At 68.2% G+C, this 15,738-nt stretch carries 11 protein-coding genes; 8 read left to right on the forward strand and 3 right to left on the reverse strand.

What is annotated here, in order from left to right:
- Positions 1-60 precede the first annotated feature (60 nt).
- Together CBM2588_RS00995 and CBM2588_RS01000 are read left to right on the forward strand one after the other, a co-directional pair.
- The gene (locus CBM2588_RS00995) at positions 61-1,467 is read left to right on the forward strand and encodes a cache domain-containing protein (RefSeq protein ID WP_115678978.1); all 1,407 of its coding nucleotides are present in this window, start codon (positions 61-63) and stop codon (positions 1,465-1,467) included.
- Positions 1,464-2,153 carry a response regulator gene (locus CBM2588_RS01000; protein WP_115678979.1) on the forward strand — a complete coding sequence of 230 codons (690 nt, stop codon included), beginning with the start codon at positions 1,464-1,466 and terminating at the stop codon, positions 2,151-2,153. Before CBM2588_RS00995 ends, CBM2588_RS01000 begins: the two co-directional genes overlap by 4 nt.
- A 56-nt stretch (positions 2,154-2,209) precedes the next feature.
- Here the strand turns inward: CBM2588_RS01000 and CBM2588_RS01005 are convergent, their stop codons facing one another.
- Positions 2,210-4,066 carry a phosphoenolpyruvate carboxykinase (GTP) gene (locus tag CBM2588_RS01005; protein WP_115678980.1) on the reverse strand — a complete coding sequence of 619 codons (1,857 nt, stop codon included), beginning with the start codon at positions 4,064-4,066 and terminating at the stop codon, positions 2,210-2,212.
- Between the two features lie 529 nt (positions 4,067-4,595).
- Between CBM2588_RS01005 and CBM2588_RS01010 the strand changes: the two genes are divergently transcribed.
- From CBM2588_RS01010 to CBM2588_RS01030, 5 genes are all read left to right on the forward strand, one after another.
- Entirely contained in the window at positions 4,596-5,621 is a 1,026-nt protein-coding gene (locus CBM2588_RS01010) for a D-2-hydroxyacid dehydrogenase family protein (RefSeq protein ID WP_115678981.1), read from the forward strand.
- A gap of 226 nt (positions 5,622-5,847) precedes the next feature.
- Positions 5,848-7,023 (forward strand): MFS transporter, encoded by a 1,176-nt coding sequence (locus CBM2588_RS01015; protein ID WP_115678982.1) that lies wholly within the window; start codon positions 5,848-5,850, stop codon positions 7,021-7,023.
- Positions 7,024-7,173: 150 nt separating this feature from the next.
- A complete protein-coding gene (locus CBM2588_RS01020; protein WP_018004991.1) occupies positions 7,174-7,812 on the forward strand; it encodes an MOSC domain-containing protein in 639 nt (212 codons plus the stop codon).
- 261 nt (positions 7,813-8,073) lie between these two features.
- Positions 8,074-9,309, forward strand: coding sequence for an efflux RND transporter periplasmic adaptor subunit (locus CBM2588_RS01025; RefSeq protein ID WP_115678983.1), 1,236 nt, complete (start codon positions 8,074-8,076; stop codon positions 9,307-9,309).
- 3 nt (positions 9,310-9,312) lie between these two features.
- Positions 9,313-12,510, forward strand: a complete 3,198-nt coding sequence (locus CBM2588_RS01030; protein WP_115678984.1) for an efflux RND transporter permease subunit — start codon at positions 9,313-9,315, stop codon at positions 12,508-12,510.
- A gap of 22 nt (positions 12,511-12,532) precedes the next feature.
- Here CBM2588_RS01030 and CBM2588_RS01035 read toward each other — a convergent pair whose 3' ends face one another.
- Positions 12,533-12,910 (reverse strand): helix-turn-helix domain-containing protein, encoded by a 378-nt coding sequence (locus tag CBM2588_RS01035; RefSeq protein ID WP_115678985.1) that lies wholly within the window; start codon positions 12,908-12,910, stop codon positions 12,533-12,535.
- Positions 12,907-13,164, reverse strand: coding sequence for a type II toxin-antitoxin system RelE family toxin (locus CBM2588_RS01040; protein ID WP_115678986.1), 258 nt, complete (start codon positions 13,162-13,164; stop codon positions 12,907-12,909). The genes CBM2588_RS01035 and CBM2588_RS01040 overlap by 4 nt, the downstream gene beginning before the upstream one ends.
- A 285-nt stretch (positions 13,165-13,449) precedes the next feature.
- On the opposite strand from CBM2588_RS01040, the gene CBM2588_RS01045 reads away from it, so the two are divergent.
- Positions 13,450-15,714 (forward strand): TonB-dependent hemoglobin/transferrin/lactoferrin family receptor, encoded by a 2,265-nt coding sequence (locus tag CBM2588_RS01045; RefSeq protein ID WP_115678987.1) that lies wholly within the window; start codon positions 13,450-13,452, stop codon positions 15,712-15,714.
- Positions 15,715-15,738 lie beyond the last annotated feature (24 nt).

Raw genomic sequence — 15,738 nt, forward strand, 5'->3', positions numbered from 1 at the left:
ATCGACGGTGGCATGCCGCCTGCGCGGCATCGGTGTTTACCCCCGCTTCCCCGGTCTTGTATGAAACTCCGCCAGAAAATCCTGTTGCTCGCCGTGGCGCCGCTCGCGGTGGCGATGCTGGGCATCGCGCTGGCGGTGCGCTACCAGGCCACCCAGCTCGCGCAGCATGAGCGCGCGCTGGTCGAGGCCGCCTACCTGCAGAGCAAGGAGACCGAGCTGCGCCATTACGTGGAACTGGCGCAGAGCGCGATCGCGCCGCTGGTGCGCTCCGGCCGCAACGACGAAGCCACGCGCCAGGCGGCGATGGAAGCGCTGGCGCGGCTGGACTATGGCCCCGACGGCTACTTCTTCCTGTACGACCTGCAGGGCCGCAACCTGATGCATCCGCGCCAGCCCGAGCTGGTGGGCCAGGATCTGTGGACACTGCGCGACCCGCAGGGCGCGCCCACCATCCAGCAGCTGATCGCCGCGGCCAGGGGCGGCGGCGGCGCGGTGCGCTACCAGTGGCGCAAGCCCTCGACGCAGCAACTGGCGCCCAAGCTCGGCTACGTGGTGGCAGTGCCCGAATGGGGCTGGATGCTCGGCACCGGCATCTACCTGGATGACGTCGAAAGCACGCTGCGCCAGCTCGACGCGCGCGCCGAGACCGATATCCGCGAGACCATGGCGTGGATCGGCGTGATCGCTGGCATCAGCATCCTGCTGGTGGCTGCCAGCGGTTTGGCGCTGAACGTCAGCGAGCACCGCGAGGCCGACGCCAAGCTGCGCCAGCTGGCGCAGCGCGTGGTGCAGTCGCAGGAAGAAGAGCGCGCGCGGCTGTCGCGCGAGCTGCACGACGGCATCAGCCAGCTGCTGGTCTCGGTCAAGCTGGTGCTGGAAACCGCCGCCAACCGGCTGCGCCTGGCTCCGGCCGACGGCGCGGCGGTCGCGCCGGTGCTGGGGATGGCGCTGAACCGGCTCGACACGGTCTTCAATGAAGTGCGTCGGGTGGCGCGCAACCTGCGGCCGGCGTTGCTCGATGACCTGGGGCTGTACGCCGCGCTGCAGCACCTGGGGCGCGAGATGCAGGGCGGCAGCGGCCTCCAGATCATGGTGACGCAAAGCGGCACCCCACGCGAACTGCCCGACGAGCAGGCCACGGCGCTGTTCCGCATCGCCCAGGAAGCGCTGACCAACGTCGAGCGCCACGCCGGTGCCCGGCGCGTTGCCGTGTCGCTCGCCTTCGATGCCGATGCCACGCGCCTGGCCGTGCGCGACGACGGCCATGGCTTCGACGTCGCGCGCATGCAGGCCGACCCGCAGCGCGGCATCGGCCTGCGCAACCTGCGCGAGCGCATCGCCGCGCTGTGCGGGCAGTTCGACATCCTTTCCGGCCCGGGCGGCACCCAGGTCATCTCCTCGCTGCCGCTGGCCGCCCCGGCGGCCAGCGCGCGCCAGGCCCATTCCGCAGGACCCTCGCAGTCATGATCCAGTTTCTTGCCGAAGCTCGCGAAGAAGATAACGAAGCGCCCGCGCGCGTGCTGCTGATCGACGACCACGCGCTGGTGCGCGACGGCATGCGCATGCACCTGGCGCTGCAGCCGGGGCTGCGCGTGGTGGGCGAAGCCGATGACGGCGAAGCCGCGCTGGCGTGGCTGGAGCGCGCCGGCGCGGCCGAGATGCCGGACCTGGTGATCACCGATATCGGCATGCGCGGCATGGGCGGCATTGCGCTGGCGGCGGCGCTGCACGACCGCTATCCCGAACTGGCGGTGCTGATCGTGTCGATGCACGACAACCTGGAATACGTGCGCCAGGCCGTGCGCGCCGGCGCGCGCGGCTATGTGCTCAAGGACGCCCCGGCCGACGAGCTGATCGCGGCGATCCGCTCGGTGCTGGCGGGACGCGTGTTCTACAGCGCCCGCATCGCGCGCGGCATCGCCGAGCAAAGCCCCGCGGCCGGCCCGCTCGATGCGCTCACGCCGCGCGAGCGCGATATCCTGCGCGGCATCGGCCGCGGCCTGGCCAACAAGGAGATCGCGGCGCAGCTGGGGGTATCGGTGCGCACCGTCGAGACCCACCGGCTCAACCTGAAGCGCAAGCTGGGGATCGAGGGGCGCGCGGGGCTGGTGAAGTATGCGGTGGAGACGCTGGGGGACAGCGAGGGCGGATAAAAAAACGCCCGCCGTTGGACAAGGCGGGCGTTGACTGGCTCAGGACTTCCGACCGCTTAGCCGTCCAGCCGCTTGCCAAGTGCCGCGCGCGTCTGCGCCAGCGCCTGCGGCAGATGGTGCTTCAGTTGCGTGAACAGCTCGTCGTGCAGCGCCAGTTCCTTCTGCCAGGCGTCACGGTCGATCGAGGTCACCTGCTCGAACTGCGCCGGCGAGAACTCGACGCCGTTCCAGTTCAGGTCCTGGTAGCGCGGCGAGGTGCCGAACACATGCTCGGCGCCCTGCCCCCTGCCTTCGACGCGGTCGATCATCCACGACAGCACGCGCATGTTCTCGCCAAAGCCCGGCCACACGAAGTTGCCGTCGGCATCCTTGCGGAACCAGTTTACGCAGTAGATCTTCGGCAGCCTTGCGCCCGCGGCTTCGAGCTTCTTGCCCAGTTCGAGCCAGTGGCCGAAGTAGTCGCTCATGTTATAGCCGCAGAACGGCAGCATGGCGAACGGGTCGCGGCGCACCACGCCTTGCTGGCCGGCGGCCGCCGCGGTGGTTTCCGAGCCCATGGTGGCGGCCATGTAGACGCCTTCGGTCCAGTTACGCGCCTCGGTCACCAGCGGCACCGTGGTCGAGCGGCGGCCACCGAAGATGAACGCATCGATGGGGACGCCGGCCGGGTTGTCCCAGTTGTCGTCGATCGACGGGCATTGCGACGCGGGCGCGGTGAAGCGCGCGTTCGGGTGCGCGGCCTTGGCGCCGGTGGCCCTGGCAATCTCCGGGGTCCAGTCCTTGCCCTGCCAGTCGATCAGGTGCGCGGGCGCTTCCTTGGTCATGCCTTCCCACCACACGTCGCCGTCGTCGGTCAGCGCCACGTTGGTGAAGATGACGTTTTCCTTGAGCGTCGCCATCGCGTTGTAGTTGGTCTTCTCGCTGGTGCCCGGCGCCACGCCGAAGTAGCCGGCTTCCGGGTTGATCGCGTACAGGCGGCCGTCCTTGCCCGGCTTGATCCAGGCGATGTCGTCGCCGATGGTGGTGACCTTCCAGCCCTCGAAACCCTTGGGCGGGATCAGCATGGCGAAGTTGGTCTTGCCGCAGGCCGACGGGAAGGCGGCGGCGACATGGAATTTCTTTCCTTCGGGCGAGGTCACGCCGAGGATCAGCATGTGCTCGGCGAGCCAGCCTTCGTCGCGGCCCATGGTCGAGGCGATCCGCAGCGCGAAGCACTTCTTGCCCAGCAGCGCATTGCCGCCGTAGCCCGAGCCGAACGACCAGATCTCGCGCGTTTCCGGGAAATGGACGATGTACTTGGTCGGATTGCACGGCCACGCCACGTCCTGCTCGCCGGCGGCGAGCGGCTTGCCCACTGTGTGCACACAAGGGACGAAGGCGCCGTCGCTGCCCAGCACCTCGTACACGGCCTTGCCCATGCGGGTCATGATGCGCATGTTGACCGCCACGTACGGCGAATCGGACAGTTCCACGCCGATATGGGCGATCGGCGAACCCAGCGGCCCCATCGAGAACGGCACCACATACAGGGTGCGGCCGCGCATGCAGCCCTCGAACAGGCCGGCCAGGGTCTGGCGCATCTCGGCCGGCGGGGTCCAGTTGTTGGTCGGGCCGGCATCTTCCTGCTTCTCGGAGCAGATGAAAGTACGGTCTTCCACGCGGGCCACGTCCGACGGGTCCGACAGGGCCAGGAAGGAGTTCTTGCGCTTGGCCGGGTTCAGCCGCTTCATGGTGCCGGCGGCGACCATCTGTTCGCACAGGCGGTCATATTCTTCCTGCGAGCCGTCGCACCAGTAGATATTGTCGGGCTTGGTCAGCGCGGCGATTTCCGCGACCCAGGCGATCAGCTTGGGGTGCTTGACCCAGGCCGGCGCATTGACGGCTGCCGTACCTTGCATCGTGGGGTGGTTCATACTGCAAACTCCAGGTTTGTAAAGGGAAGGAAGGGAGGGAATCCTTGCAAAGCCTGGCCGGCGGGTTCTCATGCGTGCCGGGGGCGGAACCGTCACTGCTGCTGTGTCCCTGCAGTGTCCTTGCAGGGGCCGCATCGGGAGCGTCACATCCCGTTACAACTCCGCGGCGGCCCGGTTTGCGCAAAAGGTCGCGGCGGCCACGGCGGCTGCGCTACAGTGGCGCTTCGCCCGCGCAGCGGGGCCTGCAGTTGCCGGCCGGGCTTTGTCCGGAGGCAGCGGCGTGACGGGAGCAACGCTCGACCGACAATCCGCGGCGGCACCGGAGCGGGCAAGGATACCACTGGCGCACCCCCCTGTTTTTTGCTGCGCAACAATTGCCGGCGTCGGCCGGCGTGGGATTTGCGCCGCGCGGCGCCAGGGTTGCGGCACGCCGGTGCAAACGTTTCACAACAATACTGTTGGCCGGCGCGCGCCTCGGTGGGCGCGCGCACCAACTGGCACAACGTCCCGAAGATAACCAGGGTTGCCGATGAAGATTGCCGTACTCGACGATTACCAGGATGCCGTGCGCAAGCTGCCTTGCTTCAGCCTGCTGGAGGGGCACGACGTCAAGGTGTTCAACAACACCGTCAAGGGCGTAGGCCAACTGGCAGCGCGCCTGTCAGACGTGGAAGCCGTGGTGCTGATCCGCGAACGCACCCGCATCACCCGCCAACTGCTTGAAAAACTGCCCAAACTCAAGCTGATCAGCCAGACTGGCCGGGTCGGCGCCGGGCCTGGCAGCCATATCGACCTGGATGCCGCCACCGACCGCGGCGTGGCGGTGCTGGAAGGCGTGGGCTCGCCAGTGGCGCCGGCCGAGCTGACCTGGGCCCTGATCATGGCCGCCCAGCGCCGCATTCCGCAATACGTAGCCAGCCTGAAGCACGGCGCGTGGCAGCAGTCGGGGCTGAAATCGACCACGATGCCGCCCAATTTCGGCCTGGGACAGGTACTGCGCGGCCAGACGCTGGGAATCTGGGGCTACGGCAAGATCGGCCGGCTGCTGGCCGGGTATGGCCGCGCCTTCGGCATGAAGGTGCTGGTCTGGGGCCGCGAGGCATCCCAGCAAGCCGCGCGCGCCGACGGCCTTGACGTGGCGGAATCGAAGGAACAACTGTTCGCCGACAGCGATGTGCTGTCACTGCACCTGCGCCTGAACGACGACACCCGCGGCATCGTCAAGCAGGCCGACCTGACCGCCATGAAGCCGACCGCGCTGTTCGTCAATACCAGCCGCGCCGAGCTGCTCGAAGAGAACGCCCTGGTCACCGCGCTGAACCGGGGCCGCCCGGGCATGGCGGCGATCGATGTCTTCGAATCCGAGCCGATCCTGCAGGGCCACGCGCTGCTGCGCATGGAAAACTGCATCTGCACGCCGCACCTGGGCTACGTGGAGCGCGACAGCTACGAGCTGTATTTCCGCACGGCCTTCCAGAACATTCTGGACGTGCTGGACGGCAAGCACGACTGCATCGTCAATCCCAAGGCGCTGGCGCCGGTGCTGACGCGCTGAGGCGCTTCGGGCGCTCGCCGGTTTTCTCCCCTCTCCCGCAAGCGGGCGAGGGGAGCCTTCCTCGGGCGGTGTTGGCTGCGGCCGGAGCCTGCCTGTCCCTCCGCGAACGCGAATTTCGCGAAACCGCTACACTCGGGACTTCCCTTACCGCCCGGCCTGCCATGGCCCGCGGCAGCCCTGACAACAACAAGGCGCCCTCCGCGCCGATCCCTCTCCCAAGGCCGGCATGGACCCCAGGCTTGTGACGCTCTGCGTCGGCAATTTCGTCATCGGCACCGGTGCGATGATCGTGACCGGCATGTTGAACGACATTGCCGGCGACTTCGGGCTGGGCGCGGCCAGTGCCGGGCAGCTGATCTCGGTGTTCGCGCTGGCCACGTGCGTGGGGGCGCCGCTGTTTGCCACGCTGGGGTCGCGCATCGACCGCCGGCTGCTGCTGGCGGGCTCGCTGCTGGTCTATGGGGTGATGCACGTGGCCGCGGCACTGGCGCCGAGCTTTGCGGCGCTGATGGCGATCCGCTTCCTGACCGCGATCGGGGCGGCCATCTATACGCCGCAGACCGCGGCCACGCTGCCGCTGCTGGTCAATGCACAGACCCGCGGGCGCGCCATCAGCTTCGTGTTCCTTGGCTGGAGCATTGCCAGCGTGGTGGGCGTGCCGCTGGGGACGTGGATTGCCAGCACGCTGGGGTGGCGCGTCAGCATGGCGCTGGTGGGGGTGATGGCGCTGCTGGTGGCGGCGGCGGTGTGGCGCGCGCTGCCGCGCGGGCTGATGGTGCCGCCGGCCGGGCGCGAGGCCTGGAGCGCGGTGCTGCGCCACAAGCCGGTGATGCTGGTGGTGCTGACCACCATGATCTCGTCGGCGGGCATGTTCACGCTGTTTACCTATATCGCGCCGCTGATGCGCGACGTCCATGGCATCAGTGGCGGCGCGCTCAGCCTGATGTTCCTGGCCTACGGTGCCTGCGGGGTGTTCGGCAATGCCATGGCGGCGTCGCGCATGGACCGGGTCACGCCCAGCCGGATCGTGCAGGTGACGCTGCTGACCTCGATCACGGCGATGGTGCTGTGGCCGCTGGCGGGGCTGGGCAGCGTCGCGCTGGTCGCGCTGTTCATGCTGTGGGGCGTGGGCGGCTTTGCCACCAACAGCGCCCAGCAGGCGCGCCTGGTGCTGCTGGCGCCGGCGCGGGCCTCGGTGTCGATCTCGCTGAATTCCTCTTCGATCTACCTGGGCCAGGCCGCCGGGGCCATGGCGGGCGCGGCGATCTATACCCTGGCCGGCCCCGACACGCTGCACTGGGGCGCGGCGGCGCTGATGCTGGCGGCGCTGGCGGTGTCGCAGCGCGCGCGCCTGCTGGGCTGCCGCTGGCAGCCCGCGCAAGCGGCGGCCCGGCAGCTCTGATTCCAGTCTGAAACACGCGCCACGCCCCCCGCCGGCGCCTTGTGAGGAACCGCACCAAGCACTTGTCCACAGCGTTATCCGCCCCGTTATCCTCAGGGATATCCGCAGCTTATCCACATCCCTTTCCACAACCACGAAGCGGGGGCGCACGTGAGCGATTCGAGACCTTGGCCGGGCCTTGCGCGCGTGCTGGCGGTCAGCCTGGGCAAGGCCATCCCGCTGGTGGTGGCGGGCGCGGGTACCGAGGCGGTGGTGCTGTCGGGCATTCGCAAGCATCCGGTCAGCACGCTGCTGCACCCGCTGCGGGTCCAGGTGCAGCAACTTGGCCTGGCGGGCGACGAGCAGGGCGACCTGACTGTCCACGGAGGTCTCGACAAGGCGGTCTACGCCTACCCCTCTGAGCACTACGCCTGGTGGAATGCCCGCCGCCGCGCCTGCGCCCAGCCCGACTCGGGGCCGCCGCTGCCCTACGGCGCGATGGGGGAAAACCTGACGCTGGAGGGCTTGCTGGAGTCCGCGCTATGGATCGGCGACCTGGTGCGGGTCGGCACCGCCCTGCTGCGCGTGGAAGCCCCGCGCCAGCCCTGCTACAAGTTCAACGCCGCGCTGGGGTATCGCCATGCGGTGCGGGACATGGTGCAGAGCGGCTACTCCGGGGTTTATCTCAGCGTGGTGCTGAAGGGCGAAGTGCGTGCCGGCGACGCCGTGATTGTGCAGGCCGGACCACGGGAATTGTCGGTGGACAGCGTAAATCAGTGGCGCCGCGATGGCCGGCGGCAGCTTTTCTGATAATGTTTGTCTAACCATACAAGCGCCCCGCTACACACATCTCCGGCCTCCCCTGTGGCCCGGACGGCGTTTGCCGGCGCCGGGCATTACCAGACCCTTGCACCCCTGTAACGGACTGTAATACGCGGCGCTGGCTCCGGCGGGCGAAGCGCGGTACTAGTAGAGTCTTTGCGCGACACGCACCGGCAGCAATCGGGCACAACATGCCGGGCGGTACACGGGGAGTGGCGCTGAAGACGCGGGGCAGAGGGTCCAAACAATATGAAATCTGACAGGATCGACCAGCCCAAGGGCTTCGTCGACAGCAACTGGAGGGCGGCCGCCGGGACCGGGCGCGGCCGCGTGTCGCCGTGGCTGGCAGTGGTGGTGATACTCGCCGTCGCGGGCATGGGCTGGTTTGCATGGCGTACCTGGCTGGCGCCGAAGCCCGCGCCCAAGCCGCCTGCGGCGGCCGTGGTGTCGACCGCGCCGGTGCAGCAGGGCGACGTGCCGCTGCAGGTCTCGGCCAACGGCAATGTCACGGCGCTGTCGACGGTGGAGGTGCGGCCGCAGGTATCCAGCACCGTGCGCACCGTCCATATCAAGGAAGGTCAGACCGTCAAGCCCGGCGACCTGCTGTTCTCGCTCGATACCCGCATGGACGAGGCCAACCTGGCCAAGGCGCAGGCGCAGTTGCTGCGCGACCAGGCCGACCTGGCCGATGCCCGCCGCGCGCTGGCGCGCAGCCAGGAGCTGCTGCAGCGCAATTTCATTTCGAAGAGCGCGGTCGATACGGCGCAGGCGCGGGCCGACGGCCTTGCCGCCACCGTGCGCGCCGACCAGGCCGCGATCGAGGCCAGCCGCGTGGCGGTCAGCTACGGCGCCATCCGCGCCACCATCAGCGGCCGCACCGGCGCGATCAACGCCTTCCCGGGCTCGCTGGTGCTGCCCAACAGCCCCCAGCCGATGGTCACCATCGCCCAGGTGCAGCCCATTGCCGTCACCTTCAGCCTGCCCGAACGCCAGCTGGCGGCGCTGCGCGAGGCGCTGCGCGCCGGCCCGGTGCAGGTCACCGCGCAGCCCAACGACGGCAACCAGGCGCCCGTGACCGGCCGCATCAGCTTTGTGGATAACACGGTCGATCCGCAGTACGGCACCATCCGCGTCAAGGCCCAGTTCGACAATGACGAGCAGCGGCTGTGGCCCGGCACCTATGCCACCGTCAGCGCCGTGGTGCAGACGCTGAAGGACGCGCTGTCGGTGCCGCCGCAGGCGGTGGTGACGGGCCCCGAGGGCCGCTTCGTCTATGTGGTGCAGCCCGACAGCAAGGTGGCGCGCGTGCCGGTGCGGGTGGTGACCACCACCGCCGCCGCGGCCGTGGTCGAGGGCGTGCAGCCCGGCGCCCGCGTGGTGGTGGAAGGTACGCAGAACCTGCGCCCCGGCGTGCTGGTGCGCGAGGCCGCCGCCCGCGGCGCTTCCGGCGCCGATGCCGCCCGCCCTGCCAGCGCGGGGCACTGAGCCATGACGCTCTCGGAACTCTGCATCCGCCGTCCGGTGATGACGGTGCTGCTGTGCCTGGCGGTGATCGTCACCGGCATCGTGCTGTATCCGACCATCCCGATCGCCGCGCTGCCCAGCTTCAACTCGCCGGTGATCCAGGTCACCGCGACGCTGCCGGGCGCGAGCCCGGAAACCATGGCCGCTTCGGTGGCGACCCAGCTGGAAAAGCAGTTCGCGACCATCCCCGGCGTCTCGGTGATCAGCTCGTCGAACACGCTCGGCAATTCCAGCATCACCATCGAATTCAACAACGACCGCGATATCGACGACGCGGCCGTGGACGTGCAGGCGGCGCTGTTCCGGGCGCAGCGCTCGCTGCCGATCGAGATGACGACGCCGCCGTCGTACCGCAAGGTCAACCCGGCCGACGCGCCGGTGCTGCTGCTGGCGATCAACTCGCCGGCGATGAGCCTGGCGGACCTGAATGCCTTCGGCGACAACCTGATCTCGCCAACGCTGGCGACGCTGCCGGGCGTGGCGCAGGTGCAGATCTTCGGCCAGAAGCGCTTTGCGGTGCGCGTGCGTGCGCACCCCGATGCGCTCGCGGCACGCGGGCTGACGCTGGACGAGCTGGCCATCGCGCTTAACCGCGCCAATGCCAACACCCCGGTGGGCACGCTCGACAGCGCGCGCCAGACCCTGACGATCCAGGCCAACCGGCAGCTGACCAATGCGGATGCCTTCCGCAACATCATCGTCGCCAGCCAGCCCAACGGCGCGCTGGTGCGGCTGTCCGACGTGGCCGAGGTCGAGGACAGCGTCGAGACCATCAAGACCGGCAGCTGGCTCAACAACGAACGCTCGATCGTGCTGGCCGTGCTGCGCCAGCCCGACGCCAACACCGTGGCGGTGGTCGATGCGATCAAGGCCGCCCTGCCCCGCCTGATCGCACAGATGCCGGGTTCGGTCAACGTGGCGGTGGTCAACGACCGCTCCAACTCGATCCGCGAATCGATCCACGACGTGCAGTTCACGCTGGCGCTGACGGTGGCGCTGGTGGTGATGGTGATCTTCCTGTTCCTGCGCCGCGCCGCCGCCACGCTGATACCGACGGTGTCGCTGCCGATCTCGCTGATCGGCACGGTGGCGCTGATGAAGGCGTTCGGCTACAGCCTGGACAACGTCTCGCTGCTGGCGATCACGCTGGCGGTGGGGCTGGTGGTGGACGATGCCATCGTCATGCTCGAGAACATCGTGCGCCATATCGAGGAAGGCGTGCCGCCGCTGAAGGCCGCGCTGGTGGGATCGCGCGAGATGGGCTTCACCATCCTGTCGATCTCGATCTCGCTGGTGGCGGTGTTTATCCCGATCTTCTTCATGCCGGGCGTGATCGGGCTGCTGTTCCACGAATTCGCCGCGGTGGTGTCGCTGTCGATCCTGGTGTCGGCGCTGGTGTCGCTGACGCTGATCCCGATGCTGTGCGCGCGCTTCCTGTCGGCCGAGAACGTGCCGGTGGATGAGTCGCACCACGCCTATGGCGACCACGCGGTGGCGCAGGCCGCGGCGCCGCAGAAGCAGACCCTGGGCATGCGCTCGACGCAGTGGTTCGAGAACCTGTTCGAGTTCACGCTGCACCGTTATGCGCGCGGGCTGGACTGGTGCCTGGCGCACCGGCGTACGGTGCTGGCGGTGGCGGGTTTGACCTTCGTGCTGACCGCGGTGCTGTTCGTCACGATCCCCAAGGGCTTCTTCCCTGAAGAGGACATTGGCCAGATCCGCGTCAACGCCGAAGGACCGCAGGATATTTCCTTCGACGCCATGTCGGAGCGGTTGCGCGACGCGGCCGAGCGCATGCGCGCCAACCCGGCGGTCAAGAGCATCGTGGTCGCCATCGGCGGCGGTCCGTCGCCGGCGATCAACACCGGGCGCATGTTCGTCGAACTGAAGCCGCGCGGCGAGCGCGGCGCCATGCCGAAGGTGATCGAGTCATTGCGGCGCGATGTCGCCGGGGTAGCCGGACTGGCGGTGTATTTCGCGCCGGTGCAGAACCTGCAGCTGGGCGGGCGCCAGAGCAAGAGCCGCTACCAGTACACGCTGCAGAGCGTGAAGGCTGGCCAGCTGCAGGACTATTCCGACCAGCTGATGGCGAAGATGCGCGCCGACAGCCTGTTCCGCGACGTCACCAGCGACTCGCAGCAGTCCGGGCTCGAGGCGCACCTGACCATCGACCGCGACAAGGCCAATGCGCTCGGCGTGCAGATGCAGGACGTGCGCACCGCGCTGTACTCGGCGTTCGGCGAGCGCCAGGTATCGACCATCTACACGCCGATCGACAACTACTACGTGATCCTGCAGGCGGCCGATGTCGACCGCACCGACGAAAGCGCGTTCTCCAAGCTCTATGTGCGCAGCAAGACCGGGCAAATGGTGCCGGTGTCGGCCTTCGCCACCACCGAGCGCCGGGTCGGCCCGATCGCGGTCAACCACCAGGGGCAGCTGCCGTCGGTGACGGTGTCGTTCAACCTGGCCCCGGGCGCGGCGCTGGGGGACGCTTCCGCGCGCATCGACCGCTACAAGCAGGAGATCGCCATGCCGACCTCCATCTTCACCAGCTGGGGCGGCGACGCGGCGGTGTTCCAGTCGTCGCAGGCGACGCAGATCGTGCTGCTGGTGGCGGCCATCGCGGTGATCTACACGCTGCTGGGGGTGCTGTACGAGAGCTACATCCACCCGCTGACCATCCTGGCGGGCCTGCCCTCGGCGGCGGTGGGGGCGTTGCTGACGCTGTACATCTTCAATGTCGAGCTGTCGCTGATCGCGGTGATCGGCGTGCTGATGCTGATCGGCATCGTCAAGAAGAACGCGATCATGATGATCGACTTCGCGCTGGCGGCGCAGCGCGAGCAGGGCATGACCCCGGCCAGGGCCATCCGGCAGGCGTGCCTGCTGCGCTTCCGGCCGATCATGATGACCACCTTCGCCGCGGTGATGGGCGCGCTGCCGCTGGCACTGGGCCTGGGCGCCGGCGCCGAGCTGCGCCAGCCGCTGGGCCTGGCGGTGGTGGGCGGGCTGCTGTTCTCGCAGGTGATCACGCTGTTCATCACGCCGGTGATCTACCTGGCGCTGGACCGGTTCTCGGGCACCGGGCCGCTGCAGATCGATGCGGAAGGCAACAAGCTGCCGGAGAAGGTGCCCCGGGAGACGGTGCGGCAGCACTGAGGGCGAGCGCTGGAACCGCCAGCTATGCGCCCGATTCCGCGAGGATGTCGGCAGGCACGTCCAGCGCTTGCGCCAGCCGGCGCAGCGCGGCCGCACTGCCGGCGCGCGAGCGGTTTTCGATCTGGCTGAGATACGGCTTGCTCAGGCCCGCGGCCTGGGCCAGCGCATCCTGCGTCAGCCGGCGATAGTTGCGCCACGCCTTGACTGGATGATCGCCGGCCAGTTCGGCGTCGAGCACGGCGGCCGGCACGCGCAAGCCGTCGTCCTGTTCCGTGGCGGCGTCAAACAGGATGACGTCGTCGCTCGCTTCGATCAGATGCTTGACGCGATCCCAGACCTCGATGGGCACCACGGCAAACTCGCGACGGCCGTCGCGCTGGATGAATTGGATGTTGGTCATTGGTAGACACTTCCTCGCGGACAGATCGCCACCACAAGGATGACAAGCCGGCCGTCTTCAATCTGGTACAGCACGCGCCAATCGCCCACCCGCAGCCGGTAGCCGGGCCGCCCCGCGAGCCTGGTCGCATTCGGATTGGGGGCGTAGGGATTCGTCGCAAGCGCGTCGATCTTTGCCCGGATCGTTACCGCGACATTCCTCGGCATCGCCTTCAACGCTTGCGCCGCTTGCTTGGTGAATTCGATGGCATGCATGGATGTTAGTAGGTTGCTAACCTCTTTGCAAACAAAGTTTGCAAGCCAGAGGAGTGCTGACCGATCTGTGTATCCAGCCGACAACATGCCGCCGATGTGGTAGAGCCACCACATCCTATGCGTGAACCGCTTTACCGCGCTCGCTGTAAACGATAATAATTCTCGTTAACTAAAACGAGGCGCCAGTTGCGATGGCATTCCGCCGTCAGGTAGCGCCTCCACGCGAGCCAGCCATACGCCCCCGTTTCCAGCCAGCCAGCGTCCGCTTTCATTTGGGGAGAATCCATGAAACGTCGCTGCCTGGCGCGCCTGCGCGCCACCGTCCGGGTCACGCCTGTTGCCGCCGTGTGCGCGGCGCTGTGCGCGCCTGCCATCGCCAACGCCACCACGCTCGCTGCGCTCAATGAGGTCGTGGTCACCGCCACCCGCACCGCAGAGCGCGCCGACGCGGTCGCTTCCACCATCACCACGCGCGATGCGCGCCAGGTCGAGCGGGCACAGCCGGTCGACGAGGCCGGCCTGTTCGCCGACGAGCCCGATATCGACGTGCCGCGCGACCGCCGCCGCTTCGGCGCCGGCAGCATCAATATCCGCGGCATCGAGGACAACCGCGTGCTGCAGATGGTCGACGGCGTGCGGCTTCCGGATTTCTTCAACGGCGGCGGGCCGTCGAACATCTCCAGCTCGACGCGCGATGCGCCAGAGTTCTCGTTCCTGAAGCGCGTCGAAGTGCTGCGCGGGCCGGCGTCGAGCCTGTATGGCTCGGATGCGATCGGCGGCGTGGTGGCGTACGCGACCAAGGATCCGTCGGACCTGATGCAGGGCCGCAAGGTCGGCGGCGAACTGGGGCTCAACTGGAACGGCATCGACAACGGCTTCGGCCAGACCGCGGGGGTGGCCGGCGGCAGCGACACGCTGCAGGGCCTGTTCATGTACGCGAACCGCAACGCGCATGAAATGAAGAACATGGGCAGCGACGATTCCAGCTCGGTCAACCGCACCCGGCCCAACCCGCAGGACGTGCGCACGCAGGCGTGGCTGGGCAAGATCCTGCTCAACGCCAGCCCGGCGCACAAGTTCGGGTTCACCTACGAGCATCGCGACGGCAACACCGACACCGAGCTGCTGCGCCTGTCCACGGCCTTGCCGCGCGTCACCGCCGCCAATGGCAATGAAGACCTGAGCCGCGACCGCGTCAGCCTCGACTACGAGTGGAAGCCGGCCAGCCGCGTGCTCGACCGCCTGGCCGCGCAGGTCTACTACCAGGAGTCCGAGACCACCACGCTGACCAACCAGGTCCGCAGCAACACCAGCACCGGCTGCTCGGCCACCACGCGCGGCACCAGCCTGTGCAACGTCTCGCTGGGCTTCGGCTTCAAGCAGGAGCAGACCGGCTTCAACCTTCAGGGGGACAAGTCGTTTGCCACCGGCGGTGTCGAGCACCGGCTGATCGGCGGCGTGGACTTCATGCGCGTGCGCTCGTCGGAATCGCGCGACGGCACGGTGCGCAACCTGACCACCGGCACCACCACCAAGACGCTGGCCGGCGAGAATTTCCCGATCCACGACTTCCCCACCGGCGAGACCCGCCAGACCGGCCTGTTCGCGCAGGACGAGATGCGCTTCTTCGATGGCCGCTTCACGCTCACGCCCGGGCTGCGCTTCGACCATTACTCGCTCTCGCCCGATGGCGATGACCTGGTCTACAACAATGCCGGCGGCCGCCCGGCGGTCAGCAAGAGCGATTCGCACCTGTCGCCCAAGCTGTCGGCGCTGTGGCAGGCGAGCGACCGCGTCAACCTGTGGGCGCAATACGTGTTCGGCTACCGCGCGCCGAACTACCAGGAAGTCAACGGCAGCTTCCGCAACCCCGTGCAGGGCTATGGCGCCGCTCCTAACGCCAACCTGGACCCGGAAAAGAGCCGCTCGTTCGAGGTCGGCGCGCGTTATACCAGCGACAACGTGCAGACCAGCGTGGCGCTGTTCGACAACCGCTACCGCGACTTCATCGAACAGGTGCAGCTGACCTGCCCGTCCGACCCCGCATGCCTGCCCGGCCTGCGCGCGACCTACCAGTACCGCAACCAGACCAGCGTGCGCATCTACGGCGCCGAGTGGCGCGGCGTGTGGCGCTTCCTGCCGCAATGGCGCATCGACGGCGCGGTGGCGTACGCGCATGGCAACAACGAGCAGACCGGCCAGCCCCTGAACAGCGTCTCGCCGCTGCGCGCCAGCGCCGGGCTGACGTGGGAGCGTGTGCAAGGACAAGGTGCTGCGATCCGCTGGCGCGGCGCGCGCCCTGTCACGCGCACCGACGATTCGTCGTTCACCTACTTCAAGCCCGCCGGCTACGGCGTGGTCGACCTGCAGGCGTGGTGGCGCTTCAACCGCCATGTCAGCCTGGCGCTGTCGGTGAACAACCTGTTCGACAAGAAGTACTGGCTGTGGGGCGACGTGCGCCAGACCGGCGTCTCGGCGACCGAGCCCGGCGTGGACTTCTACACGCAGCCGGGCCGCACCTTCGCCGCCAGCCTGAAGCTGTCGTTCTGAGTCACCCCGGCTCAAGGAGGTAAC

Source organism: Cupriavidus taiwanensis (assembly GCF_900250075.1).
Classification (GTDB): Bacteria; Pseudomonadota; Gammaproteobacteria; order Burkholderiales; family Burkholderiaceae; genus Cupriavidus; species Cupriavidus taiwanensis_C.